Annotated in this window: 20 protein-coding genes; 13 read left to right on the top strand and 7 right to left on the bottom strand. The window is 66.3% G+C overall.

What is annotated here, in order from left to right; all coding sequences use genetic code 11:
* Together VSR34_RS13470 and clpS are read right to left on the bottom strand one after the other, a co-directional pair.
* On the bottom strand, nucleotides 1-1,915 hold a 1,915-nt coding region (locus tag VSR34_RS13470), incomplete at its 3' end, for an AAA family ATPase (protein ID WP_342962684.1).
* A complete protein-coding gene (clpS, locus tag VSR34_RS13465; RefSeq protein ID WP_028213389.1) occupies nucleotides 1,912-2,226 on the bottom strand; it encodes an ATP-dependent Clp protease adapter ClpS in 315 nt (104 codons plus the stop codon). The genes clpS and VSR34_RS13470, both read right to left, overlap by 4 nt.
* 574 nt (nucleotides 2,227-2,800) lie before the next feature.
* Between clpS and cspD the strand changes: the two genes are divergently transcribed.
* The gene (gene cspD / locus VSR34_RS13460) at nucleotides 2,801-3,007 is read left to right on the top strand and encodes a cold shock domain-containing protein CspD (RefSeq protein ID WP_017776809.1); all 207 of its coding nucleotides are present in this window, start codon (nucleotides 2,801-2,803) and stop codon (nucleotides 3,005-3,007) included.
* A gap of 79 nt (nucleotides 3,008-3,086) precedes the next feature.
* Here cspD and VSR34_RS13455 read toward each other — a convergent pair whose 3' ends face one another.
* Together VSR34_RS13455 and icd are read right to left on the bottom strand one after the other, a co-directional pair.
* The gene (locus VSR34_RS13455; RefSeq protein ID WP_342962683.1) at nucleotides 3,087-4,691 is read right to left on the bottom strand and encodes a multicopper oxidase family protein; all 1,605 of its coding nucleotides are present in this window, start codon (nucleotides 4,689-4,691) and stop codon (nucleotides 3,087-3,089) included.
* 636 nt (nucleotides 4,692-5,327) lie between these two features.
* Entirely contained in the window at nucleotides 5,328-6,584 is a 1,257-nt protein-coding gene (gene icd, locus VSR34_RS13450; protein ID WP_028213391.1) for an NADP-dependent isocitrate dehydrogenase, read from the bottom strand.
* A 399-nt stretch (nucleotides 6,585-6,983) separates the two neighbouring features.
* Between icd and VSR34_RS13445 the strand changes: the two genes are divergently transcribed.
* The 10 genes from VSR34_RS13445 (at nucleotide 6,984) to VSR34_RS13400 (ending at nucleotide 19,025) form a co-directional block, all read left to right on the top strand.
* Nucleotides 6,984-7,565, top strand: a complete 582-nt coding sequence (locus tag VSR34_RS13445) for a pseudouridine synthase (protein WP_342962682.1) — start codon at nucleotides 6,984-6,986, stop codon at nucleotides 7,563-7,565.
* A 345-nt stretch (nucleotides 7,566-7,910) separates the two neighbouring features.
* The gene (locus VSR34_RS13440; protein ID WP_028213393.1) at nucleotides 7,911-8,111 is read left to right on the top strand and encodes a hypothetical protein; all 201 of its coding nucleotides are present in this window, start codon (nucleotides 7,911-7,913) and stop codon (nucleotides 8,109-8,111) included.
* A 217-nt stretch (nucleotides 8,112-8,328) separates the two neighbouring features.
* Nucleotides 8,329-8,847, top strand: coding sequence for a DUF192 domain-containing protein (locus tag VSR34_RS13435; RefSeq protein WP_028213394.1), 519 nt, complete (start codon nucleotides 8,329-8,331; stop codon nucleotides 8,845-8,847).
* Between the two features lie 329 nt (nucleotides 8,848-9,176).
* Nucleotides 9,177-11,285, top strand: a complete 2,109-nt coding sequence (gene fusA, locus VSR34_RS13430; RefSeq protein ID WP_342962681.1) for an elongation factor G — start codon at nucleotides 9,177-9,179, stop codon at nucleotides 11,283-11,285.
* 200 nt (nucleotides 11,286-11,485) lie between these two features.
* Complete coding sequence (locus VSR34_RS13425; protein ID WP_342962680.1) at nucleotides 11,486-11,989, top strand: cupin domain-containing protein; 504 nt, start codon at nucleotides 11,486-11,488, stop codon at nucleotides 11,987-11,989.
* Nucleotides 11,990-12,031: 42 nt separating this feature from the next.
* Nucleotides 12,032-13,054, top strand: coding sequence for a HoxN/HupN/NixA family nickel/cobalt transporter (locus VSR34_RS13420; protein WP_028213397.1), 1,023 nt, complete (start codon nucleotides 12,032-12,034; stop codon nucleotides 13,052-13,054).
* Nucleotides 13,055-13,281: 227 nt separating this feature from the next.
* Complete coding sequence (locus VSR34_RS13415) at nucleotides 13,282-14,958, top strand: ABC transporter substrate-binding protein (RefSeq protein WP_342962679.1); 1,677 nt, start codon at nucleotides 13,282-13,284, stop codon at nucleotides 14,956-14,958.
* A gap of 40 nt (nucleotides 14,959-14,998) precedes the next feature.
* A complete protein-coding gene (locus VSR34_RS13410; RefSeq protein WP_342962678.1) occupies nucleotides 14,999-16,027 on the top strand; it encodes an ABC transporter permease in 1,029 nt (342 codons plus the stop codon).
* Nucleotides 16,024-16,941, top strand: coding sequence for an ABC transporter permease (locus tag VSR34_RS13405; protein ID WP_342962677.1), 918 nt, complete (start codon nucleotides 16,024-16,026; stop codon nucleotides 16,939-16,941). Before VSR34_RS13410 ends, VSR34_RS13405 begins: the two co-directional genes overlap by 4 nt.
* A complete protein-coding gene (locus VSR34_RS13400; protein ID WP_342962676.1) occupies nucleotides 16,938-19,025 on the top strand; it encodes an ABC transporter ATP-binding protein in 2,088 nt (695 codons plus the stop codon). The genes VSR34_RS13405 and VSR34_RS13400 overlap by 4 nt, the downstream gene beginning before the upstream one ends.
* Before the next feature lie 1,549 nt (nucleotides 19,026-20,574).
* Here the strand turns inward: VSR34_RS13400 and VSR34_RS13395 are convergent.
* Nucleotides 20,575-21,420, bottom strand: a complete 846-nt coding sequence (locus VSR34_RS13395; RefSeq protein ID WP_342962675.1) for an aldo/keto reductase — start codon at nucleotides 21,418-21,420, stop codon at nucleotides 20,575-20,577.
* A 161-nt stretch (nucleotides 21,421-21,581) separates the two neighbouring features.
* Between VSR34_RS13395 and VSR34_RS13390 the strand changes: the two genes are divergently transcribed.
* Nucleotides 21,582-22,328 (top strand): GntR family transcriptional regulator, encoded by a 747-nt coding sequence (locus VSR34_RS13390; RefSeq protein WP_028213402.1) that lies wholly within the window; start codon nucleotides 21,582-21,584, stop codon nucleotides 22,326-22,328.
* Nucleotides 22,329-22,362: 34 nt separating this feature from the next.
* On the opposite strand, the gene VSR34_RS13385 is transcribed toward VSR34_RS13390, so the two are convergent.
* Complete coding sequence (locus tag VSR34_RS13385; protein WP_342962674.1) at nucleotides 22,363-23,811, bottom strand: CoA transferase; 1,449 nt, start codon at nucleotides 23,809-23,811, stop codon at nucleotides 22,363-22,365.
* A gap of 146 nt (nucleotides 23,812-23,957) precedes the next feature.
* Between VSR34_RS13385 and VSR34_RS13380 the strand changes: the two genes are divergently transcribed.
* A complete protein-coding gene (locus VSR34_RS13380; RefSeq protein WP_036019896.1) occupies nucleotides 23,958-25,196 on the top strand; it encodes a citrate synthase family protein in 1,239 nt (412 codons plus the stop codon).
* Nucleotides 25,197-25,210: 14 nt separating this feature from the next.
* On the opposite strand, the gene VSR34_RS13375 is transcribed toward VSR34_RS13380, so the two are convergent.
* Nucleotides 25,211-25,591: a DUF2917 domain-containing protein gene (locus VSR34_RS13375; RefSeq protein ID WP_342962673.1), complete on the bottom strand. Its 381-nt coding sequence runs from the start codon at nucleotides 25,589-25,591 to the stop codon at nucleotides 25,211-25,213.
* Between the last annotated feature and the right edge of the window lie 137 nt (nucleotides 25,592-25,728).

The following is a 25,728-nucleotide window of genomic DNA, read 5'->3' as shown; positions in this document are numbered from 1 at the left end:
ACAGGCGCTTGATATCGGCCATTTCGTCGCCCTGCTCGCGGCGGGTCGTGAAGCCGATCGTCGACTTGTTCATTGCCTCGGCGCCCGCGTTCGTCGTCATGATGATGATGACGTTGCGGAAGTCCGCCTTGCGGCCGTTGTTGTCGGTCAGCGTGCCGTGGTCCATCACCTGCAGCAGCACGTTGAAGATGTCCGGGTGCGCCTTCTCGATTTCGTCGAGCAGCAACACGCAGTGCGGCTTCTTCGTGACGGCTTCGGTGAGCAGACCGCCCTGGTCGAACCCGACATAACCCGGCGGCGCGCCGATCAGGCGGCTCACCGCATGGCGCTCCATGTACTCGGACATGTCGAAGCGGATCAACTCGATGCCGAGCGTGAACGCGAGCTGGCGCGCCACTTCCGTCTTGCCGACGCCGGTCGGACCCGAGAACAGGAACGAACCGATTGGCTTGTCCGTTTTGCCGAGGCCCGCGCGCGCCATCTTGATCGAGGCCGAGAGCGCGTCGATTGCCGGATCCTGGCCGAACACCACGGCCTTCAGATCGCGGTCGAGCGTTTGCAGCTTGCTGCGATCGTCCTGCGACACGCTTTGCGCCGGCACGCGCGCGATCTTCGAGATGATTTCTTCGATCTCGCTCTTGCCGATGGTCTTCTTTTGCTTCGACTTGGGCAGGATGCGCTGCGCCGCACCCGCTTCGTCGATCACGTCGATCGCCTTGTCGGGCAAGTGTCGATCCGTGATGAAGCGCGCCGACAGTTCAGCCGCTGCATTGAGCGCGCCCGACGAATACTTCACGCCGTGATGCTCCTCGAAACGCGACTTCAGGCCACGCAGGATCGCCACGGTCTGCTCGACGGTCGGCTCGACCACGTCGACCTTCTGGAAGCGCCGCGAAAGCGCCGCGTCCTTCTCGAAGATGCCGCGGTATTCCGTGAACGTCGTCGCGCCGATGCACTTGAGCGTGCCCGACGAGAGCGCCGGCTTGAGCAGGTTCGACGCGTCGAGCGTGCCGCCCGATGCGGCGCCCGCACCGATCAGCGTATGGATTTCGTCGATGAAGAGAATCGCGTGCGGCCGCTCTTTGAGCTCCTTCAGCACCGTTTTCAGGCGTTGCTCGAAGTCGCCGCGGTATTTCGTACCCGCGAGCAGCGCGCCCATGTCGAGCGAATAGACCTGGGCGTCGGCGAGAATGTCCGGCACTTCGCCGCGCGTGATGCGCCAGGCGAGCCCTTCCGCGATCGCGGTCTTGCCGACACCGGCCTCGCCCACGAGCAGCGGATTGTTCTTGCGGCGGCGGCACAGCACCTGCACCACGCGCTCCACTTCCAGTTCGCGGCCGATGAGCGGATCGATGCGGCCATCCTTCGCCATCTGGTTCAGGTTCTGCGTGAACTGGGCGAGCGGGGTTTCCTTCTGGCCGGCGGCGTCTTCGGCTTCTGCGTTCGCGTCGCTGGCCTTGGCGGCTTCGCCGCTGCCCGTCTTCGCGATACCGTGCGAAATGAAATTCACGACGTCCAGACGCGTCACGCCCTGCTGCTGCAGGTAGTAGACCGCGTGCGAATCCTTCTCGCCGAAGATGGCGACCAGCACGTTCGCGCCCGTCACTTCCTTCTTGCCGTTGGAAGTGGACTGGACATGCATGATCGCGCGCTGGATCACGCGCTGGAACCCGAGCGTCGGCTGCGTATCGACGTCATCCGTGCCGGGAACCGTGGGGGTATTGTCGTGAATGAAGTTGCGCAGGTTCTGTCGCAGGTCTTCGATATTGGCGGCACACGCGCGCAGCACTTCTGCCGCTGTTGGATTGTCCAACAGCGCCAGGAGCAGATGCTCGACCGTTATGAACTCGTGCCGCGCCTGACGTGCTTCCATGAACGCCATGTGCAGGCTGACTTCCAGTTCCTGGGCAATCATGCTTCCTCCATCACGCACTGCAGCGGATGCCCGGCCTGCCGTGCATGGGTAACGACTTGCTCAACCTTGGTCGACGCGATGTCCCGCGTATAGACCCCACAAACACCCCTGCCCTCGCGATGCACCTTCAACATGATCTGCGTTGCGGTCTCGCGGTCCTTATTGAAATATTCCTGCACGACCATCACGACGAATTCCATCGGCGTGTAGTCGTCATTCATTAGCACGACCTTGTACATGGAGGGCGGTTTGACCTTTTGCTCCTGCCGCTCCAGTACGGTTGAATCCTGCTTGTCCGGGATAATCGCCATACACCCATTCTAAACAACTCGGACAGGCCCGCAATCCTGCCGTCACCTGACCGGCCGGCCGGTGAACCCGGCGCTCCCGACCTGCGTCCCGCTGCAAGCAATTGATGTGCGCCCTGGCCCGGCCCCGATCCCTTCGACCGGCTGCGGGGCCGGTACATAATCCTGCTGCGAGCAGCTTTCACGCCACCGTTGAATCGAGTATCGCACAACCTTGGCGTTGCCGTGGAAAGCGACTGTAGGCGCCCGCACGCTCGGCATCACATTCGATGCTGCGGTGCATTCGCATGTGCGTCGCTCCCGCGATTTTTCAAGATGCGCCGCACACCTGCGCGCAGCATCGGCGAAAAGCAGGAAAAACCCTGGAAATGCGTTCTTTACAACGCGTCAGCGAACGTCTCAAAATATTCTTGACAGCAGAATAAAGAGCCCCAACAATCAAGCTGGCACTTTTTTCAACTGCCTTATATTCGGAAAAATGCCGTTGGTGAGCTTGTGAGGAGGGGGCGATCGCACTGCGATCGTTTGGCTTTTCGAACTGCTCGTGGTAGTGACATGAGTTACAGGGGAAGTTGGTATGGCAACCGGTACGGTCAAGTGGTTCAACGACGCGAAGGGTTTCGGGTTCATTACGCCGGATGAAGGCGGCGAGGACCTGTTCGCTCACTTTTCGGCCATTCAGATGAATGGTTTCAAGACCCTGAAAGAAGGTCAGAAAGTGAGCTTCGAGGTCGTGCAAGGCCCGAAGGGTAAACAGGCATCGAACATTCAGGCTGCAGCCTGATCCGTTCGGTACCCGTACCTTGGAAACCCGGCTTCGGCCGGGTTTCTTTTTGGCTTCATCGTTTTTTAACGTTCGCGTGCTAGCTCACGAGCAACGTGCCCATCATGCCGAGATCCTCGTGCTCGAGGATGTGGCAATGAAACATGCGTTTGCCCGCCTCGTGCTGAACGGTTGCGATGTGCACGGTTTCGCCGCGCCGCACGTTCACCGTATCGCGCCACGCGAGTAATTCCTCTGCCTGGCGCACACCACCCTGCTCGCGTGCGAGCACCTGGAACTGCGTGCCGTGCAGATGAAACGGATGGTCCATGTCCGTGGCGTTTCCTATCATCCAGTGCTCCACCTCGCCGCGCCGGCTCGCAAGCGTCACGCGCTCCGGGTCGAATACCGCTCCGTTCACCATGAATTGCATGCCGCGCGGCATGGGCTGTGTGGACGCACCCGGTGCGTGCATTGCTTGCATGTCCATCGCTTCGGTGAACACCACACTCTTTTTCGGCGGCGTTTGCGAACCCGATGCACCGAGCGGGGCAATGTCGCGCAGGCGCGCAGGCAGTGCGGATTGCGTTGCGCTACCCGGCGCAAAGCGCACGTTCGCCAACGCAATCGTCGGCCCCGGCGGCAAGCTGCCGTGCGACATCGACATTTTTCGGCGGTCGTACTGCGCGGCGATCAACGACGCGCGCGACGCATTCTGCCCAGCCCGTACGATCAGCTCCGCTCGCTCGCCCGGTGCGAGCAGGAGTGCCGTGACACCCTCGCGTGGCGCCCCCAGCAAACCGCCGTCCGTGCCCACCTGCGTGAAGGCGCGGCCGTCGTCGAATGCGAGCTGCAGGTATCGCGCGTTACAGCCGTTCCAGATGCGCCAGCGCTCGTCGCGCACGATTTCGATGTGCGGCAACCTCGCACCGTTGACCAGCACGAACTGACCTTCGCGGCCGTTCATCCAGTCCATCATGCCGTTCGCGGCAATCGTGCCGTCCGCGGCGAGCTTCAGGTCCGAGACGAACAGATGGCGCTCCGGCCACGCGGCCAGCGGATCGTCGGCGGCGCGCACGATGAACGGCCCGGCCAACCCGCGAAACACCTGCTCGGAACTCAGCATGTGGGGATGCGGGTGATACCAGTAGGTGCCCGCACTTCCCGGCGGCAGCGTGAAGCGGTAGACACGCCGCTCGCCTGGCGCGACGGGATTCGATGGATCGCCATCCTGTTCGGGCGGCACGGGCAGGCCGTGCCAATGGATCGTCGACGGCTGGGGCAGCCGGTTCACGAACGTGATTTCGACAGTGTCACCCTCGCGCACGTCGATCGACGGTCCGATGACCGGGCCGTCGCTGTGGAGCGCCGACCCAGCGTCGTATTGCCAGAAGACCGTTTGCGGGCGGCCCGGCAGCAGTGCGCGCGCGGCCGGCTGCGCGACGAGTGTCGCGCGGAACTGGCCCGGCTCGCGGCTCTCGTTGGCGAGCGTGCGCAGCGCGGCGAGGGGTGCGCCAGCGGGCAAGGCATCCGCGGCGGCGAGTGCCTCTGGCGGATGCATCGTGTTGCCCGGCATCGCCGGTGTGGCCGATGCCGCGTGCATCGCGTGCATCGTATCGTCCGCAGCTTGTGCCAATGCGTGGCGCGCGAACAAGGTCGCCGTGGCGGCACTCAACGCGCCGGACAGAAATGCTCTTCGTTTCATCGATGAATTCCTCTTACCTCGTGATGCCTGAGCACGCGACGCGCTACGACAGGCGCGACGCGCGTGCGGCGAATCGCTTCGCTTGCGCCTTGCGCGCACGAAGCACTTCGGAGTCACTGCTGGACCGCGCTCCGCGAAGCGCTAGCGGCCCGACTCAGACGATGGGGGGAGGCAAAGGAGGAGCGTGCGTAATTCCCGCACGCATCGGCACGGGAACAACGGTGAGCGTGGAACGAGCGGGGGCTTGCATGCCCAATGCCGACGCGGCCGGAGGGGCGCCGCAGTGCGCGCCGCAACCCGCGACACAACAATTCGTGCCGCACGCATGATGCGAGACGTGGCCGTCAGCTTTCGTCACGCCTGCGGGTCTTGTATTGCCGCAATCATTCCCCGCCATCACGACGGCTTGCGGCTGCGCAAGACGCTGTGCGTGCTCGCATGCCGTGGCACCGCGCACGGCAAAGAGCGCAAACAGGCAAGCAAGAAGAAGACGACACAAAAAAGGCATGCGACAGGGGCGAGGAAGGGGCTGGGCGGATACGCCATGATATCGCAGTGTAGACATCGCGATACGCGCGACGCTGCGCCGCGCGCGCCCGCAGAACGTCATGGACACGGCGCGGCCGCCCATCATGCTCACATATTCTCGATCATCACCTGTCCGAAGCCGGAGCACGACACCTGCGTCGCTCCTTCCATCAGACGCGCGAAGTCATAAGTGACCCGCTTCTGCTGAATCGACTTTTCCATCGACGCGATGATGAGGTCGGCCGCCTCGAACCAGCCGAGATGGCGCAGCATCATTTCGGCAGAGAGAATCTCCGAGCCCGGATTCACGTAATCCTTGCCCGCATACTTCGGCGCGGTGCCATGCGTGGCCTCGAACATTGCCACGGAGTCCGAAAGATTCGCACCCGGTGCGATTCCAATGCCGCCCACCTGTGCCGCGAGCGCGTCGGAGATGTAGTCGCCGTTGAGGTTCAGCGTGGCGATCACGTCGTACTCGGCCGGTCGCAGCAGGATCTGCTGCAGAAACGCATCGGCGATCACGTCCTTTATCACGATGTCGCCGCCCGTCTTCGGATTCCTGATCTTCATCCACGGGCCGCCATCGACCAGTTCCGCCGCGAACTCCTTCTGCGCAAGCGCATAACCGTAGTCGCGGAACGCGCCTTCGGTGTACTTCATGATGTTGCCCTTGTGCACGAGCGTGACCGAGCGGCGCTCGTTGTCGATCGCGTACTGGATCGCCTTGCGCACGAGGCGCTCCGTACCCTCGCGCGAGACCGGCTTGATGCCGACGCCCGAGCTGTCCGGAAAGCGGATCTTCGACACGCCCAGTTCTTCGCGCAGGAACTTGATGAGCTTCTTCGCACCTTCGGATTCCGCGGGCCATTCGATACCCGCGTAGATGTCCTCGGAGTTCTCGCGGAAGATCACCATGTTCACCTTCTCCGGTGCACGCACCGGAGAAGGCACGCCCTTGAAATACTGCACGGGGCGAAGGCACACGTAGAGGTCGAGTTGCTGGCGCAGCGCGACGTTCAGCGACCGGATGCCGCCGCCCACAGGCGTCGTGAGCGGCCCTTTGATGGACACGACGTATTCCTTGACGACATCGAGCGTCTCTTCGGGCAGCCACACATCGGGGCCATACACGCGGGTGGCCTTCTCCCCCGCGTAGATTTCCATCCAGTGAATCTTGCGCTTGCCGCCGTAGGCCTTTTCGACCGCCGCGTCGACCACCTTGAGCATGACCGGCGTAATGTCGACGCCCGTGCCGTCGCCCTCGATGTACGGGATGATCGGCTGGTCCGAGACGTTGAGCGAAAAATCCGGATTGACGGTGATCTTTTCACCGCCCGTCGGAACGAGGATGTGCTGATAAGGCATGATCGACTCCATTAGGGGCAAGCTCTTGAAAGCAGGTTGACGAGGCGCCCGGAGCCTGCGGGCGGCGGCGAGGCTTTCTCGCCCGGCGCGAAGCGGCATCTCGCCGTTATGGCTTCTCGACATCCGGAGCGGTCGATATTTGCAGTAACACGGTCCAGCGGCATGCGACGCACTGCGCGCGATGCTGCACTGGCGCGCCCGTCGGCACGAGGATCTGGCGGTTATTCTAGCCCACGCCCTGCGCGAGCGTGCCGCTCCCATCGCTTCCTGGCGTGTGAGTGGGAAGCCGCCTTCGATGGCAGGTGAACCGATTGTCTTATATAAGACACATGAATCGTCGAAACGCTTTTTGCCTTAAGATCTCGGCGCTTACCCGTCATTTCCTCCCGCCACCCCGCCATGCGTCTGATCGCCCTCAACAAACCGTTCGGTACGATCTGTCAGTTCTCGCCACACGAAACGCGACAGTCACTCGCGGACTGGGTGAAGGTACCGGGGGTCTATCCGGCGGGCCGGCTCGATTCCGACAGCGAAGGTCTCCTGCTGCTCACCGATGACGGCGCATTGCAGGCGCGCATCGCAGAACCGCGGCGCAAGCTCGTGAAACGCTATTGGGCGCAAGTGGAAGGTGCGCCCGATACGGCAGCGCTTGCGGCGCTCGAACGCGGCGTCGACCTCGGCGATTTCGTGACGCAGCCGTGTCGAGCAAAAATCATCGCGGCGCCCGCCAATTTATGGCCGCGCAATCCGCCGATTCGCTATCGCGCCGCGATACCGACCACATGGGTGGAGATCGCGATCAGCGAAGGCAAGAACCGTCAGGTGCGACGCATGACCGCTGCGGTGGGCTCTCCGACGCTGCGACTCGTGCGTGTCGCGATCGGCGCGCTCGATATTTTTTCGCTCGGCCTCGCGCCCGGCGAAAGCACCGAAGTGTCCTCCAGCGCACCGTGGCAAAACACGCCAAAAAAACACAAGTAGCTGTTGCGCAAGCACTTTTCGCTTGTTGCTTGATCTCCTTCGTATCGCGCGACACGTCCCCCTCTTTGCTGTTTCGTTTCGTTACGAAGCAAATGAAAACTTCGCGTCAACCGTCTCGCGAGACCATGCGTTATTCGACGCAGATGCCGCCCCGAAGCTATCCGGCATTCAGCCTTCAGGGTCCTCGCAGCAATGCATGGTCCCGACCGCTGGCAGACGCACCCACGCAAGTTCTCGTGAATTTGTTGAAGGTGACTGTCAACCGAAAGGTGGATGGCACGTTTACCGACCTGACTCCAATAACCGGGTCACTTGGTTAATCAACTCAAGCTGAGGATTCACAAAATGAACAAACTGATCGCTGCTCTGGTCGCTGGCCTCTTCGCGTCGGCTGCATTCGCACAAGCTTCGGCTCCGGAAGCTGCTTCGGCTGCTCCGGCTGCTGCTGCTTCGGCCGCTCACAAGTCGTCGCACAAGAAGGCTCACAAGAAGTCGTCGCACAAGAAGGCAGCGAAGGCTGAAGCCGCTTCGGCAGCTTCGGAGTAAGCCTGTTGTAAGACGCTTCGAGGAACGGCATTCGTTGCCGCTCTTCAGCGCAAAAGGCAGAGCGCCGCAAGGCGTTCTGCCTTTTTGTTTGCCCGCATTTTTTTTGGCCGTTTTTTTCGACATGCACGCCCCGCTGGACGACGCGCGCAGCGCATTTTGACCCGTTCTGACCTGGTCGCGTAACATGCGCGGATTAACCTGAAGCAAGGAGCCTCTCGTGCGATTTTCCCTGCGCCCGTTCTTCGTGCGCTGCGCGCTTGCCGTTGCATTGCCGTTTGCCGCTCTCGCGGCGCTGACGTTCACCACGACGGCAACGTCGAGCATCGCCCAGGCGCAACAGATGCCACCAGGCGCCAGGCAGCCCGGCGAATTTCCGCGCGTGAAGCTCACGGCCGGCATGTTCGTCATCGACGCTGCCGTAGCCGCGAACGACGCGGATCGCGAGCAAGGTCTCATGTACCGCTCGCAGCTCGGGCCCAATGAAGGCATGCTGTTCGTGTTCGGCGAGAACGCCGTGCACTGTTTCTGGATGAAGAACACGTTGATCCCGTTGTCGATCGCTTTTATGCGCGCCGACGGCACGATCACCGACATCGACGAAATGCAGGCCGAAACGACCAACAACCACTGCCCGCGCAACAACGGCGTGTTCGCGCTCGAAATGCCCAAAGGCTGGTTTTCGGCGAAGGGCATCAAGCCCGGCATGAAGATTCAGGGATTGCCGCCGCTGCAGTAACGGCGCCGCCATCACTCACGCTTTCGCACACGGCGCGCGAAGCGCAAGCCGGCCACCCGCTCGCAAGCGGCGCCGGCTTTTTTTGCGCCCGCGAGCGCCGCGACGCATTGGTCGGCCCACCTTTGGCCCCTTCCCGCCTGGCGCCGCCGTGCGCGCCTTCCGCGCCGCGACGCACGTCCTGCAAAAGCGCCGCGCAAGCGCTATCCTATAAATCCCGCGCATGGCGTGTGCCACTCGAGGCTCGCGCGATGCGACGCATCGGGCCGCGCGCTGGCCGCGCCGCGTGCCGCCCGGCAGCTTCCATGGCGCGTCATTCCAAGGAGATCACCGTGCCTCGCAAGACCCCCATCGAGCGCTATCGCAACATCGGGATCAGCGCTCACATCGACGCCGGCAAAACCACGACAACCGAGCGCATCCTTTTCTATACCGGCGTGAATCACAAGCTAGGCGAAGTTCACGACGGCGCGGCGACCATGGACTGGATGGAGCAGGAGCAGGAACGCGGCATCACGATCACCTCGGCCGCGACGACCGCGTTCTGGAAGGGCATGGCCGGCAATTACCCCGAACACCGCATCAACATCATCGACACCCCGGGGCACGTCGATTTCACCATCGAAGTCGAGCGCTCCATGCGCGTGCTCGACGGCGCATGCATGGTGTACGACTCCGTGGGCGGCGTGCAGCCGCAGTCGGAAACCGTGTGGCGCCAGGCGAACAAGTACAAGGTGCCGCGCATTGCGTTCGTCAACAAGATGGACCGCGTGGGCGCGGACTTCTTCCGCGTGCAGCGGCAGATCGGCGAACGTCTGAAGGGTGTGGCCGTGCCGATCCAGATTCCGGTGGGCGCGGAAGATCACTTCCAGGGCGTGGTCGACCTCGTGAAGATGAAGGCGATCGTCTGGGACGACGAGAGCCAGGGCGTGAAGTTCGCGTACGAGGAGATCCCCGCGAACCTCGTCGAGCTCGCGCACGAGTGGCGCGAGAAGATGGTCGAGGCCGCCGCCGAGGCCGATGAAACGCTGCTCGAAAAGTACCTCCACGACCACGAGAGCCTGACCGAGGAGGAAATCAAGGGCGGGCTGCGCAAGCGCACGATCGCCAACGAAATCGTGCCGATGCTCTGTGGCAGCGCATTCAAGAACAAGGGCGTGCAGGCGATGCTCGATGCCGTGATCGACTATCTGCCCTCGCCCGTGGACGTGCCCGCGATTCTCGGCCACGACCTCCACGACAAGGAAATCGAGCGCCATCCGAGCGACGAGGAGCCGTTCTCGGCGCTCGCGTTCAAGATCATGACCGATCCGTTCGTCGGCCAGTTGATCTTCTTCCGCGTCTATTCGGGCGTCGTGAATTCCGGCGACACGGTGCTCAACGCGACCAAGGACAAGAAGGAGCGCCTCGGCCGCATCCTGCAGATGCACGCGAACGAGCGCAAGGAAATCAAGGAAGTGCGCGCGGGCGACATCGCTGCCGCAGTCGGCCTGAAGGAAGCGACGACGGGCGACACGCTCTGCGATCCCGCGCACGCCATCGTGCTCGAACGGATGATCTTCCCCGAGCCCGTGATCTCGCAGGCCGTCGAGCCGAAGACCAAGGCCGACCAGGAGAAGATGGGCATCGCGCTCAATCGTCTCGCGCAGGAAGACCCGTCGTTCCGCGTGCAAACCGACGAGGAATCCGGCCAGACCATCATCTCCGGAATGGGCGAGCTGCACCTCGAAATTCTCGTCGATCGCATGAAGCGCGAGTTCGGCGTAGAAGCGACCGTCGGCAAGCCGCAGGTGGCGTATCGTGAGACCGTGAAGAACAAGGTCGAGGATGTCGAAGGCAAGTTCGTCAAGCAGTCGGGCGGGCGCGGCCAGTATGGCCACGCTGTCATCACGCTCGAACCGCAGGCGCCGGGCAAGGGCTACGAGTTCGTCGACGCCATCAAGGGCGGCGTGATTCCGCGCGAGTTCATCCCGGCGGTCGACAAGGGCATTCAGGAAACGCTCAAGGCGGGTGTGCTCGCGGGCTATCCCGTGGTCGACACGAAGGTCACGCTCACGTTCGGCTCCTACCACGACGTGGACTCCAACGAAAACGCCTTCCGCATGGCGGGCTCGATGGCCTTCAAGGAAGCGATGCGCAAGGCGAAGCCGGTTCTGCTCGAGCCGATGATGGCCGTGGAAGTCGAAACGCCTGAAGATTTCATGGGCAACGTGATGGGCGACCTTTCGAGCCGCCGCGGCATCGTGCAGGGCATGGAGGATATCGCGGGCGGCGGCGGCAAGATCGTGCGCGCCGAAGTGCCGCTCTCGGAGATGTTCGGCTACTCGACGTCGTTGCGTTCGCTCACGCAGGGCCGCGCCACGTACACGATGGAGTTCAAGCACTACGCGGAAACGCCGCAGAACGTGGCCGAAGCGGTCATCAACGCGAAGAAGTCCTGATCGCATGGCCGGGTACGAACCCGGCATGCGCGCCAACCAGCCTGTTCTCGTGCGTTGCCGCGAGAACAGGCTTTTTTCCGCCCGGCATGCGGGGCACCGGCGCGGCGCGGCGCCGAGCACGTCGCTATTTTGGCCGTGCCACAATGCGCCGATGTATCCGCAGGCAAGCGCACGGCTGCCAACGAAAAGGAGACACGACGATGAGCCACGACCACGGCCACGATCATCACGACGACGCGACGCCCGACTGGCGCGAGCACGGCGTGAAGGTGATTCGCGGCGATCAGCTCGACACCAACACCGCGCAAACGCCGGGCATGAACCGCGCTGCCGCAATCAACGCGGCGCGCGTGGGCGCGCAGAAAATCTGGGCGGGCACGGTGACGATCCATCCGAACGCGAAGACGGGCGCGCATCATCACGGCGCATTGGAGAGCGTGATCTACGTCGTGCGCGGACACGCGCGCATGCGTTGGGGCGAACATCTGGAATTCACGGCCGAGGCGGGCCCCGGCGACTTCATCTTCGTGCCGCCCTATGTGCCGCATCAGGAGATCAACGCGAGCACCGACGATCCGCTCGAATGCGTGCTCGTGCGCAGCGACAACGAGGCCGTGGTCGTGAACCTGAACATCGACGCCGTGGAGAAGCCCGAAACGGTCTATTGGGTCGATCCCATTCACCGCCATCCGCACGAGCATTGAGCGCCGAGCCGCACCCACCGCTTCCCACGACGATACGACCTGATGACGAGTACCGCCGCTTCGCTCCGCGCACGCCTGATTCCGCTCTATGCCGCACTCATCGCCGCCAATCTCGGCGCATGGGCGTGGGCGCTGATCGCGTTTCGCCACCATCCGCTGCTGCTCGGCACCGCGTTGCTCGCCTACGGCTTCGGCCTGCGCCATGCGGTGGACGCCGACCACATCGCCGCCATCGACGCCGTCACGCGCAAGCTCATGCAGCGCGGCGAGCGTCCGCTCGGCGTGGGGCTCGCCTTTTCGCTCGGCCATTCGACGGTCGTGATCGTTGCCACGCTCGGCATCGCGCTCACGGCCGTCTCGTTGCATGGCCGCTTCGAGCGGTTCCACGAGATCGGCTCGACCATCGGCACGCTCGTGTCGTCGACGTTCCTGCTGGTGCTCGCGGGCGTGAACCTCGTGATCCTGCGCGACGTGTGGTTGCGCTACCGGCGCGCGCAGCAAGGCGGCGATGCGGCGCTCGCCGCTGCGGTCGTAGCACCCGCGCCCGCGGGCCTCTTTTCGCGCGCGCTGCGTCCGCTCTTCGCGCTCGTCACGAAGAGCTGGCACCTGTACCCCGTGGGCGTGCTGTTCGGCCTCGGCTTCGATACGGCGACCGAAATCGGCCTGCTCACGATCGCCGCTTCCGAAGCGGGCAAGGGCCTGCCGATGTATTCGATCCTCGTGTTCCCCGCGCTCTTCACGGCAGGCATGACGCTTGTCGATTCCACCGACAACGTGCTGATGGTCCACGCCTACGGCTGGGCCATGGACGACCCCAGACGCAAGCTCTACTACAACGCGAGCATCACGTTCGTCTCCGCGCTCGTGGCGATCGTGATCGGCGGCGTGGAGGCGCTCGGGCTCATCGGCGAGAAGCTCGGTGCGAGCGGCGGCGCGTGGTCGTTCGTCGCCGGACTGAACGAGCGCTTCGGCGAGCTGGGTTACGCCATCGTCGCCGCGTTCATCGCGTGCTGGATCGGCTCGGTGCTGTTCCATCGCTGGCGGCGGCCCGCTGCGGCGCGTTGAGTCGGGCCTGCCCTTCTCGCACGGCGCCCGGCCGCGTGCAACCCAACGAAACCCTACCCTTCGCCTCGTTCGCCGAAAGCGCGTAAACTAGGCCCGGCTTTCGTGCTCGATAGCCGGAACACGCTGCACCCCGCTGCAGCCATTCGTCGTCTGCCGTACCGCATGCCGCCGTCGCGCGCCCTCGGGCCGCGCGTCCCCTGAACGGAACCGCACGGAAACCCGCACCGATGAACCGACCGCAGTCCCGCCGTCTGCTCCTGTCCCGCCTCGACCCGCTGCGCCCTCAGGCCGGCGAGCACGGCAACCACGCCCTCGACGAATTCCTTGCCGGCCGCCTCACGCGCCGCGAACTGCTGCGCTATGCGAGCGCGATCGGCCTCACGGCGCTGCCGGCCCTTGCCGGACTCGCCTTCCCTCGCAGCGCCAAAGCGCAAGGCGCGGCCGGGCCCGGCAACCAGACGATCCGCGTGGCGCACCTCATGCCCGCGGGCGCCGTCGATCCGCTCACCGTGACCGACGCGGGCGCGCTGTGCCTTCTGAACCAGACCGGTGAATTCCTCGCCAACGACGACGCCGAAGGCCATCTGCAGCCCGCCCTCGCGCTCTCGTGGCAAGCGAACGCCAAAGCAGACGTCTGGACGTTCAAGCTGCGCCCCAATGTGAAATTCCACGATGGCCAGCCGTTCGGCGCCAAAGACGTGGTGGCGACGTTCGATCGCCTCGCCGATCCGGCAAGCGGGTCGGCGGCGCTCTCGGTGCTCAAGGGCGTGCTCTCGAAAGGCGGCACGAAGGCCATCGACGATCACACCGTCGAGTTCCACCTCGATGCGCCCAACGGCAACTTCGCCTATTACGTTTCTTCGGACAACTACAACGCCGTAATGCTGCCCGCCAACTATGCGGGCAATTACGAAAAGAGCTTCATCGGCACCGGGCCGTTCAAGCTCGGCAAATTCGAGGCCCGGCGCGGCGCGAGTTTCGTGCGCAATCCCGACTACTGGGGCGACAAGGCGCTGCCCGCGCGCGTTGACTTCGCGTTCTATGCCGACGAGCAGGCGCAGTTGCTCGCACTCCAGGGCCATCAGGCCGACGTGATGGGCACCTTCACCGTGCAGGGCGGCATCGGCATACTCAACAATCCCGACTTCAAGGTGATCGGTGTGCGTTCGAGCGCGCACCGCCAGATCCACATGCGCAACGACTCGCCAGCGTTCAAGGACAAACGCGTGCGCCAGGCGCTCGCGCTCGCGCTCGACCGCGACGTGATGGTGCGCGGGCTTTTCAAGGGCCGCGCCGTGGTGGGCAACGACAGCCCGTTCGCGCCCATGTTCCCTTCGACGGCGACCGACGTGCCGCAGCGCAAGATCGATCTCGCGAAGGCTCGCCAGTTGCTCGCGCAGGCGGGCGTCGCCAACGGCTTCGACGCGACGCTCACCACCGAGAAGTACATGGAAATACCGGACCTCGCCGTGGTCGTGCAGAACGCGGCGAAGGCGATCGGCATTCGCATCGCGCTCAAGGTGGAGAGCCAGTCGCAGTACTACGGCGCGGGCACGTCCGGCAAATCGGACTGGCTCGATTCGCCGCTCGGCATTACCGACTACGGGCATCGCGGCGTGCCGAACGTGTTTCTCAACGCGCCGCTCACCTCGGGCGGCACGTGGAATGCTGCGCATTTTCGCAACGCGCAGTACGACAAGCTGGTCGCGCAGTTCGCGGCGACGCTCGACGTGGCCGCGCAGAAGCAGGTGGCGCGGCAGATCCAGACCTTGCTGCTGGAAGAAACGCCCGTGATCATCCCGTACTTCTACGACCAGTTGATCGCACAGCGCGCCGTGCTCTCGGGCGTGCGCTTCACGGCGCTCGCCCAGCTCTATTTCGACCGCGCGACGCTCGCCGCCTGAACGCGGCGCACGACACGAGCGCACCCGAAACGGAGGTTCGATGGCCACTCCGCTCCCACCAGCACCGCATCCGGCCCGCACGACGAACGCCCACTCGTTCGCCGCGCGCGCGGGCGTCGCGCGGTTTCTCGGCCGACGCGCCGCGTGGGCGATGTTCACGCTGTGGCTCCTCTCGGTGCTCGTATTCGCGGGCGGCCAGTTGCTGCCCGGTGACATCGGGCGCGCGGTGCTCGGACCGCTCGCCGACGCTCGCGCCGTCGCGGCCCTCAACCACGAACTGGGCGCGGACCGCCCGCTTCTCGTTCAATATCTCTCGTGGATCACGCATGCCGTGCGCGGCGACTTCGGCATGTCGTGGACCTACAAGCAACCCGTGGCGCCCTTCGTGGGCGAAGCGCTCGCGCAGTCGGCCAGGCTCGGCCTGCTCGCATTCGTCGTGGTGGTGCCGCTCGGTATTGCAGGCGGCGTATGGGCGGCGCTGCACGAAGGCCGTCTCGTCGACCGCGCGATCAGCACGGGCGGGTTGTGCGCGAGCGCCGTGCCGGAGTTCGTCTCGTCGATCGTGCTGATCCTCATCTTCGGCGTATGGCTGCGCTGGCTGCCGATCGAGGCCACCGCGCCGGAAGGCGCGGGCGTGCTGGCTCAATTGCGCCATCTCGTGCTTCCCGTGCTGCCGCTCGTGCTCGTGTTCTTCGGCTATCTCGCGCGTATCGCGCGCGCCGGCACGATCGCGGCGCTCGACGCCGACTACACGCGCACCGCGATCCTCAAGGGGCTGCCGAGCCATGTCGTGATCGTGCGCCACGTGCTGCGCAACGCCCTGCTGCCTACCGTGACGGTGGCGGCCACGCAGCTCGGCTACCTGATCGGCGGGCTCGTCGTAGTCGAGTCGCTGTTCCGCTATCCGGGCATCGGCTCTCTTATCTACAACGCGGCGAAAGCCAAGGACTTCCCGTTGCTCGAAGCGGGTGTGCTCGCCGTGGGCGCGGTGTACACCGTCGCCAATCTCGCCGCCGACGCCCTGCACGCACTGCTCGATCCGCGCTTGCGCACGCCGGGAGGCGCATGAACGATATGGCATCCGAAGCAATTTATCCGGGCGGCTCGGGCGACGAACCGCCGGGCGGCGACCCGCCCGACGATACGCTCAACGACACCCGCGTGCGCGACACGCTGCAGCTCTTGCTGCACTCGCCCTCGTTCGTCGCCGGCGCGTTGATTCTCGTGTGGTGGATCGTCTGCGCGCTCGCAGGAGCGGGGTTCGCGCCGCACGACGCCTATGCGTCCGACCCGCTCAGCTCGCTCATGCCGCCCGATCGCATGCACTGGTGCGGCACCGATCAACTCGGCCGCGACATCTGCTCGCGCGTGATCGTGGGCGCCCGCGACATCCTCACGATCGCGCCGCTCGCGACGCTCGTCGGCACGCTCGCGGGTGCGGCGCTCGGGCTCGTCACGGGCTATTTCGAAGGCGCATTCGGCACGCTCGTCGCGCGCACGCTAGACGCCGTGCTCGCGCTGCCGCTCGTGATCGTGGCGCTCCTCGTGCTGGCCGCCGTGGGCGCCTCGAATCTCGCGGTGGTGCTCGTGATCGGCATTACGTTCGCGCCGCTCGTCGCGGGCACGGTGCGCGCGGCGGTGCTCGCCGAGCGCCATCTCGACTACGTGGCGGCCGCGCGCCTGCGCGGCGCGAGCGCGCTCGCGGTGATGTTCACCGAGATCCTGCCGAACGTGTGGCCGCCCATCGTCGTCGAGGCAACGGTGCGACTGGGCTATGCGATCTTCGCGGTGGCGACGCTCTCGTTCCTCGGCTTTGGCATTCAGCCGCCGTCCGCGGACTGGGGGCTCGCGCTCGCCGAGTCGTATACGCTGCTCGCGGGCGGCGCGTGGTGGACCGTAGCGTTCGACGCGCTCGCCATCGCCTCGCTCGTGGTGGCCGTGAACCTCATCGCCGACAGTTTGGGGGAGGTGCTCGCATCGTGAACCGACCCGCCTCTGCGCGCCCCGCTCTCGCGACCTTCAGCGCCCCGCGCGACGACGACGCACTGGCGCTCGTCGGCCTGACCGTCGCCTACCGCGTGCGCGGCCGCGATCGCGACGTGCTCACCGACATATCGCTGCGCATCCGGCGCGGCGAAGCGTACGGGCTCGTCGGCGAGTCGGGCTGCGGCAAGTCGACGGTCGCGCTGGCCGCGCTGCGCTATCTCCCGCGCAACGGCCGCGTGAAAGCCGGGCGCATCGCGATCGCGGGCGACGACGTACTCGCACTCGACGCCGACGGGCTGCGCATGCTGCGCGCCAACGCCGTTTCGATGGTCTATCAGGATCCCGCCAGCGCGCTCAACCCCACGCTCACGATTGCGCGTCAGCTGAGCGAGGCATTCGAAGCCGCGGGTGCCGACGCGAGCACGGCGCGGGCGCGCTCACACGCGATGCTCGAACGCGTACGCATTGCCGATCCAGGGCGCGTGCTGGCGAGCTACCCGCATCAGCTCTCGGGCGGCATGCAGCAGCGCGTCGTGATCGCGATGGCGCTCGCGTCGAATCCCGCGCTCCTGATTCTCGACGAGCCGACGACGGGCCTCGACGCCACCGTCGAGGCCGAAGTGCTCGACCTCATCGCGAGACTGCGAGCGGAGCTGGGCATGGCGGTGCTGCTCATCAGTCACGACCTCGCGGTGATCGGGCGCATGTGCGAGCGCGTCGGCGTGCTCTACGCGGGGCGGCTCGTGGAGGAAGGCGCCACGCGCGACGTGTTCGAGCGCGCGCGGCATCCGTACACGGTCGGCCTGCTGCGCTGCTTGCCGACGCATGGGCGCAACAAGCATGCAGGCGCGCTCGACACGATACCCGGCGAGTTGCCCGCGCCGGGCGCGAGTACGCCTGGCTGCATCTATGCGCCGCGCTGCCGCCTGGCCGATGCGCGCTGCCGTGAAGTGGCGCCGCCGCCGCACCGCATGACGTCGCCGCATGGCGAGCAGATGTCGCGCTGTCACTATCACGAGCGCGCGATCGAATTGCCGTTTGCGAATCTGAGCGAAAGCGGCGATGGCTTGCATGGCTCCGGCGACCACGATCGCGAAACCGAGCCGCGCGTGGTGCTGCGCGCGCTCGACGTCTCGCGGACCTTCGGGCACGGCGCAAAAGCAGTGCGTGCACTGGACGCCGTATCGATCGAACTGCGCGCAGGCGAGACGCTCGGCCTCGTGGGCGAATCGGGCAGCGGCAAGACGACACTCGCGCGGCTGCTGCTCGGCCTGAACGCACCCGACGCGGGCGGCACCGTCGAACTCGATGGCCAGCGCCTGCACGCCCACGTGGCGCGGCGGCGCGGCGGCGAGCGCGCGGCCCTGCGCGTCGTATTCCAGCATCCCGACGCCTCGCTCAATCGCGCGCTGCCCGTGAAGCGGCTGATTGCGCGCGCACTTGTCCGGCGGCACGACAACGCCATTGACCACGATGCCCCGGACGAGTCGCGCATTGCGGGGCTGCTCGAAGCCGTGCGCGTGCCCGCGCGTTATCTCTCGGCGCGCGCACGGCAACTCTCCGGCGGTCTGAAGCAACGCGTGGCGATCGCTCAGGCGTTCGCGGGCGAGCCGCGTATCGTGATCTGCGACGAGCCGACGTCGGCGCTCGATGTCTCCGTGCAGGCCGCCATCCTCAATCTGCTCGCCCGCCTGCAGCGAGAACGCGGCGTGAGCTATCTGTTCATCTCGCACGATCTCGATGTGGTGCGTTATCTCGCCGATCGCATCGTCGTGCTCTACGCAGGCCGCATCGTGGAGACCGGGCCGGCCGGCGCAGTGTTCGACGGTCCCTGGCATCCCTATACAGAGACGCTGCTCGCGGCACGCTCCCCGGGCCCTTCTTCGACAAGCGGCACGCAGCGCACACCACACGGCTGCCCATTCAGCGCGCGCTGCCCGCGCAAGCTGGGCGCCCTTTGTGACGAGGTGGCCCCGCCGTTTGCCGATGCAGGCGACGGCCATCGCATACTCTGCCACATTCCCATAGACGAATTGCGCGCACTGCAGCGCGCCGCCGCAGACGCACAACCCGCGAACTGACAGTGCGCCGCCGCGCATATTGCGCGCAGATTCGTTGCGCAGTCCGCTTCTGCAACATGCATCGCCCACTTCGGCTGGTGCGTTTCATCATCGAAACGTTTTCAGCGGATTTCCGGGCAGACAGGCGATATATCGATTATCAAGTCCGCCCCGTACGCCACTCCCGGGCCGATGGCACAAAACTGGCTATATCCGCAACGGGCATTCGGACGCCGCTATCCAGCGCGACACACGCGGGGCGTCGCTCCTGGCGATCGGATGACTGGCCGCTCGACGCGCATGTGATCCGCCATCCCGTTCCGCGGGCTCCGGCGATCCACAAGCAGTCCTGCCTAAACCGGTCATCCGGCTCGCGGTCGAACCGGGTGCCTTTGAGGGGACGTTGTACGGAAGTACCGCAGCCGGAGCGAAGCAGATTATTGGCCAGACGGGGATCGGCGCCCGCGCAAAAGGCGGGCAACCCTGCACGGGGGCGTAGGCGGCGGCGTACACGACAGCCGCCTCGCGGGGAGAAAACGATGAAAAATACGGCAATGTGTGCGATGGGAGCGGGTGTGCTGTTTCCCGCGATCGCCGCGCACGCGGGAGGCGCCGACGACATCGTCAACCCGGTGATTCTCGTTGCCGACGCACCACTGCCGGTGAGCGGCGCGGAAGGCTTCGGGGCCTTCGGCGCGGCGGCTGCGCAATCGTTTGCCGGGGGATCGACTGCATCAGGAGCACTCGCGGGAACTGATTCGGAATCCGATTCATCGAATCTCGCGAGTGACGTTTCCACGGTGTTCGCAGCAGACGATTGCGTTCGCTGCCCAGGCGGCACTTGTATTCGGGGCAACGGCGCAAGCCATGGCGGCTCGGGTTCGTCGGGTGCGAGCGGCGGCAGCAGCGGCAGCAGTGGGAGTCACGGCGCGGGCGCTGCGACAGCCAGCACTGGGGGCCCGTCTGGCGGGGCGGGCCTCGGCCGCAGCGGCAGCGCGGCTGCAGGTGGGCCGGGACCGAACGGGTCGGGAGGTGCTTCCGGCAACTCCGGCGGCGGAAAAGGCGGTGGCGGAAACAACAGCGGCGGCAACAAAGGGGGCGGTAGTAATAGCGGGGTAGCAGCTCGGGCAACTGCGGTTGCGGCGCACACGGTGGATCGGCTAGCGGACCTTCGGGCGGACCCGCAGGCGGATCCGGCGGTGGCTTTGGTGGAGGCTTCGGCGGTTTCGGAGGTGGATTCGCAGGTGGATTCGGCAAGGGTGGACCGTCGGGCGGCCCGGGCGGCGGGTACGGCGGCGGCCACGGTGGCGGCCATGGCGGCGGTCATTGATCCTGTACGGCGGTGCAGGCAAGCCGCCGCAGCCACCCCGATCTGGCGCGACGGCCAGGCGCGCCAGTCCTGGCGTCGGCGGCGGCGTTCCGGTCCCCCGGCCGGGGGCCGCCGCCGGGGGCAGGTCGCCGGATACGCGGCACGCACTGCGTTCGGCCGTGGCGGCCTCGCCCGTTGCCTGCTCATCTGCCGCCGCCGCATGCCATGATCGTGCGCACCCGCGGGCACCCGGTCAGCCTTCTAGAGCATCTCCAGCGGACGCTTGCTGCGCGGCGGCTTGAAATACGCGTCGAGCGCCGCGTGGTCCTCGGCGCCGAGAACGAGATCGAGCGCCGCGCGGTTGTCGCGCACGTGCTCCACGCGCCCCGCTTTCGGAATCGCGCATACGCCGCTTCGGCTCAGCAACCACGCCATCGCCACGCGATAAACCGACACCCCGTGCGCATGAGCAATATCGTCGAGGGGCGAGCGCCGCGGCAGGCGCGCGTGATCGACGGGGCTATACGCCATCACCGGCATGCGATGCGACGCGCTCCACGGCAGCAGATCGAATTCGGCGCCGCGCCGTGCGACGTTGTAGAGAATCTGGTTGGTCGCGCAGGCATCGCCGCCCGGCGTCGCGAAGAGTTCTTCCATGTCGTCGGTGTCGAAGTTGCTCACGCCCCAGTGGCGGATCTTGCCCGCGCGCACGAGCGACTCGAAGCCTTCCACGGTTTCCGCCAGCGGCACGCCGCCGCGCCAATGCAGCAGGTAGAGATCGAGCCGGTCGGTGCGGAGACGCTTCAGGCTCGATTCGCACGCGCGCACGACACCGCTGCGGCTCGCGTTGTGCGGATACACCTTGCTCACGAGAAACACCTGCTCGCGCAGGCCCTCCAACGCCTCGCCGACGAGCCGCTCGGTCGCGCCGTCGCCGTACATTTCGGCGGTGTCGATGAGCGTCATGCCAAGCGCGACGCCCTCGCGCAGCGCGGCGATTTCCGCGGCGCGATGCGCGCTGCGCTCGCCCATCTCCCATGTGCCCTGCCCGAGCTTCGGAATGCGTTCGCCGTCCGGCAACGCGACGGTAGCGATATCGGTCGTCATGATGTCCCTTTGCGCCCGCTGCTGCGGCGCTGCTTCGACAACGAGCGACCAGTGTATCGCCTCGTGCGAAGTGCGGTCATACGCACTTTCGCAAGCCGTTCATTAGCGTCTTCGCACGCCGATGACATAAAATTGCCGTTCGCCTTTCATGCCTGCCTCTCATGAACGCTCCCACGGAAGACCGCTGGCGCGACCTGCGCCCGGACCCGGACAACGACACCCCGCTCTATCTGCAACTCGCTCGCAAGCTGAGCGTCGCGATCCACGACAATCGCTGGAACGCGGGCGAAGCGCTGCCATCGGAGCGCGTGCTCGCGGAATCGCTCGGCGTTTCGCGCATCACCGCGCGCAAGGCGATTGCGCTGCTCGTGGAGCAAGGTCTGATTCGCCGCACCCAGGGCGCGGGCAGCTTCATCACGCCGCGTTACGAAGACCCGCTCTCGCGCTTGACGAGCTTCAGCGAAATGCTGCGGCAGCGGGGCTTCACACCCAGTTCGCGCTGGCTCTCGCGCGAAATCCAGCCCGCGAGCCGCGACGAGGTGATCCAGCTCGGTCTCTCGCCCGCCGCGGCCGTCACGCGGCTCAAGCGCCTGCGTCTCGCCGACGGCATCGTGATGGCCGTCGAGAACTCCACCTTTCCCGCCGCGTTGATTCCCGATCCCAACGCCATCGGCGATTCGCTCTACAGTTTCCTCGAGCAGCGCGGCCTCGCGATCGTGCGCGCGCTGCAGCACTTTCGCGCCGTGAACGCGAGCGAGGAAATCGCGCGGCAAATGAGCATCGCGCCCAACGAGGCGCTACTGCTCATCACGCGCGTGGGCTACACCGCCGACCAGCGCGCCATCGAACTCACCGACACGTACTGCCGCAACGACTACTACGATTTCGTCGCGGAATTGCGCAAGTAAGCCTCGCGTATCGGTGCCGCACGCGAGGCGGTCCTCAAGCGATCCACACGGGCGCATCGGTGCCGATCGGCACCGGCGGCCGCGCGTGAAACGCCGGCGTGAGTTCGAGCCGCTCGGCGGGCGCCACCGCGCGCACGCGCCCGAACGGCGAATCGATCTCTTCGAGGCAATCGGCGATGTCGGCGGCAGTCACTTCGGGCGTGCGCTGGCCGTCTTCGAGCGTACCCATCGTTTGCAGCCAGCGGCCCGTTTGCGCGAGGGAAAGGCGCACGTGCCAGCTGCCGCCCTCGCGCATGCGCCGCGCGAGCGCGACCATCGCGCCGAACGCCGCGAGATAGCCCGTGGCGTGATCGAGCGCCTGGCACGGCAGCGGCCGGACCGCGGCGAATGGCGGCGCGTCTGCCTCGTTGCTCGCGCCACGGCCCGACTTCGCGGCGGCGACGCTTTCCGTCCAGACGATGCCGCTCGCCGACTGTACGAGGCTGTCGAAACCGCGCCGCTCGCGCCAGGGCCCGCGATGCCCGTACGCGCTGATGGAGACGCACACGATGCCCGGACGGATCTGCGCCAGCGCTTCGGGCGCGAATCCTCGCGCGGCGAGCGCGCCGGGCCGATAGCCTTGAACGAACACGTCGGCGTCGCGCACGAGCGCACGCAGCTGGTCGCACGCGGCTTCGTCGCGCAAGTCGAGCGTGGCCGAGCGCTTGCTGCGCCCGTTGTCGATCACGAGCGGCGCGATGTTCGGCAGATGCGCGCCGTTGATGAGCAGCACGTCCGCGCCATGCTGACCGAGCGTGCGCCCGGCCACCGGCCCCGCGATGATGCGCGTGAGATCGAGCACGCGCACGCCTTTGAGCGGGCGGGCGCCGGCTTCCGTGCCGCTGACCGCTCGCGGCGCCTCGGCGCTCGCGTCGCCGATGCGCTCGATCTCGAAGAGCGGCAGGCTCGCCACCGCCTTCGCCTGCTCGTGCGCGGCCCACTCGCGCGGCGTGCGCACGAGCGCGGCGCACAGGCCCGCTCGGGCGAGCGCGTCGTCGAGCGCCGCGCCTTCCCAGCCGAGGATCGCGCGCGCCACGGCGTCGCGGTCGTCCGCGCACTGCAGCACGCGCAAGATGCCCGCGAGATGATGCGGGAAATTCGCGTGCAGCTGGATCCAGCGGCCGTCGCCGGTGGGAAAGTGCCCCGTCACAGGATGGCGCAGCTCGGCGGGCGGCTTTCCATCCACATTCAGATACCGCTCGCTGCGGAACGCCGCGAGCGCGCGACGCACGTCGATCGCCACACGCTGCGCGCGACCCGTGCGCAGCTCATGCAGCTGCGCCGCGGCGAGCCCTGCCGCGCCAATGCTCACCGCCGCGAGCGCACCCACGCGGAAGACCGAAGGCAGGCCAGGATCGTCGCCCTCGATGTCGAGCCGGTCGAGCGCGGCAGCGTCGCAGCCGGCGAGCATCCATAGGTGTTCGAGCGCGTGGCGTGGTGTCATGGCGTGCGGTCCTTTTACGGGGGATAACGAGCCGAGGTGATGTCACGGATCGTCGCGCCGCTCGAATCCCGAATCAATCTTGATTATCATGATCAACATAGATTGATTTGTCCTGTTCGAGGAGGCAAGGCACCGTGTCCAGCTATATGACCGCGGAGGAAGCCGCCGCCGAACTCGGTATCAGCCGCGCCACGCTCTATGCGTATGTCAGCCGCGGGCTCATCGCGTCGGCACCTTCGCCCGACGGGCGCCACAACCGCTATGCCGTCGCCGAAGTGCGGCGCCTCGCTCGCCGCAAGGCCGATGGCAAGCGCGCGGGCAAGGTCGCGCAGAAGGTGCTCGACTGGGGCGTGCCCGTGCTCGAATCGTCGATCACGCTGATCGCCGAAGGCAAGCTTTTCTATCGCGGCGAGGACGCCATCGCGCTCGCGCGCCAGGCTTCGCTGGAGGAAGTGGCCGCGCTGCTCTGGCAATGCGCGCCGCGCCGCGTGCTGCAGGCGCCCGAGGCGCCCATCGCGGCGGCGCAATGGTCTGCATGGCTGAAGATCTGGAGCGGGCACACGCCGCTCGAACGCGCGCTCGTGCTCCTGCCCGCCGCCGCCGCGCAAATGCCGCGCATCTGGGCACAGGCCCGCGACGCGCAGATCGACACCGGCGCCATGCTCATGCGCCTGCTCGCGGCGGCGCTCGTTTCCACTGCGCCGTCGAACGAGCCGCTGCACCGGCAGCTAGGCGAGGCATGGGGCGTACGTTCGCGCGCGCAAACCGATCTGTTGCGCGCGGCGCTCGTGCTGTGCGCGGACCATGAATTGAACGCCTCGACGTTCACGGTGCGCTGCATCACGTCCACCGGCACGCATCTGTTCGGCGCGGCAACGGGCGGCCTTGCCGCCCTCGCCGGCCCGCGCCACGGCGGCGAGACCGCTCGCGTGGCCGCGCTCTTCGACGAAGCGGCCCGCGCCGGCGACCTCCATCGCTACCTGGCCGAGCGTCTTGCGCCTGACGAGCGCGGCGCCGCGCCGACGCTCTCCGGCTTCGGCCACCCGCTCTATCCCGCTGGCGACCCGCGCGCTCGCCTGCTGCTCGATCTGCTCGCGCAGCGCGCGAGCGCGCGCTCGCCGATGGACGAAGTCGATGCGCTCGCCCAGGCCGTGGCCGAGACGAGCGGCGCGCGTCCGACGCTCGACTACGCGCTCGCTGCGATCGAGCGCGTGCTGGGGCTACCGCGTGGCGCGGCGTTCACGCTGTTCGCCGTGGGACGCGTGACGGGCTGGGTCGCGCACGCGCTGGAACAAGCCGCCGATGGCCGGCTGATCCGCCCGCGCGCCCGCTACGTGGGCGACATGGCAAGCGATGTCAGCAAGGTCGTGGGGCACATCCCATAACGCACGCCACCGCCTCAGCCCGCTGCCCGAACGCCCCACTGCCCGCGCACCGCCCAGCCGCGCAGCGCCTCGCCGAGGCGCGCGGCCGCACCGCGCGCACCCGCCGCGCGTGCGCGTTCCACATCGACCGGCTCCGCCGTCCGCGCCGGTGCACCAGCGGTTGCGCCGCCCAGCGCGAGAGCGAAGCGCGCCCCTTCACGGCCCGCGCTCGCGTGGACGCGCACGCCCGCTACGAGCCGAATCGACTCGCCGGCGCGCAGCCAGTAGTCGCCGCCGTCGCCTGCGATCGTGAGCCAGAGTTCGCCTTCGCTCACGTGCAAGTGCATTGCCTCGGCCAGCCTCCAGCTTTCGACGGGCTCACCGTATTCCATTTCGAAGATTCGGATTTCGCGCATTGCCGTGCTCCTTGCAGATCGGCCGCCGAAACCCTCGGACGGCCACCGGAAGGCTTGCAGATGCGGACTTGAAGGCTCTTCCCGGTAGGAGCATTATTGCGGTCAGTGCCGCACGACCCCATGCACACTTACGCACA

The sequence above is a fragment of the Paraburkholderia sp. JHI2823 genome (genome assembly GCF_038900695.1).
Classification (GTDB): Bacteria; Pseudomonadota; Gammaproteobacteria; order Burkholderiales; family Burkholderiaceae; genus Paraburkholderia; species Paraburkholderia mimosarum.
This window is presented reverse-complemented; position numbering and strand designations above follow the sequence as displayed.

Coding starts and splice junctions, on each gene's coding strand:
- VSR34_RS13415 (WP_342962679.1), top strand. CDS start 13,282: ATGAACCGACCGCAGTCCCGCCGTCTGCTCCTGTCCCGCCTCGACCCG.
- VSR34_RS13405 (WP_342962677.1), top strand. CDS start 16,024: ATGAACGATATGGCATCCGAAGCAATTTATCCGGGCGGCTCGGGCGAC.
- cspD (WP_017776809.1), top strand. CDS start 2,801: ATGGCAACCGGTACGGTCAAGTGGTTCAACGACGCGAAGGGTTTCGGG.
- clpS (WP_028213389.1), bottom strand. CDS start 2,226: ATGGCGATTATCCCGGACAAGCAGGATTCAACCGTACTGGAGCGGCAG.
- VSR34_RS13425 (WP_342962680.1), top strand. CDS start 11,486: ATGAGCCACGACCACGGCCACGATCATCACGACGACGCGACGCCCGAC.
- VSR34_RS13440 (WP_028213393.1), top strand. CDS start 7,911: ATGAACAAACTGATCGCTGCTCTGGTCGCTGGCCTCTTCGCGTCGGCT.
- VSR34_RS13410 (WP_342962678.1), top strand. CDS start 14,999: ATGGCCACTCCGCTCCCACCAGCACCGCATCCGGCCCGCACGACGAAC.
- VSR34_RS13390 (WP_028213402.1), top strand. CDS start 21,582: ATGAACGCTCCCACGGAAGACCGCTGGCGCGACCTGCGCCCGGACCCG.
- VSR34_RS13445 (WP_342962682.1), top strand. CDS start 6,984: ATGCGTCTGATCGCCCTCAACAAACCGTTCGGTACGATCTGTCAGTTC.
- VSR34_RS13420 (WP_028213397.1), top strand. CDS start 12,032: ATGACGAGTACCGCCGCTTCGCTCCGCGCACGCCTGATTCCGCTCTAT.
- VSR34_RS13455 (WP_342962683.1), bottom strand. CDS start 4,691: ATGAAACGAAGAGCATTTCTGTCCGGCGCGTTGAGTGCCGCCACGGCG.
- VSR34_RS13385 (WP_342962674.1), bottom strand. CDS start 23,811: ATGACACCACGCCACGCGCTCGAACACCTATGGATGCTCGCCGGCTGC.
- VSR34_RS13375 (WP_342962673.1), bottom strand. CDS start 25,591: ATGCGCGAAATCCGAATCTTCGAAATGGAATACGGTGAGCCCGTCGAA.
- VSR34_RS13380 (WP_036019896.1), top strand. CDS start 23,958: ATGACCGCGGAGGAAGCCGCCGCCGAACTCGGTATCAGCCGCGCCACG.
- VSR34_RS13395 (WP_342962675.1), bottom strand. CDS start 21,420: ATGACGACCGATATCGCTACCGTCGCGTTGCCGGACGGCGAACGCATT.
- icd (WP_028213391.1), bottom strand. CDS start 6,584: ATGCCTTATCAGCACATCCTCGTTCCGACGGGCGGTGAAAAGATCACC.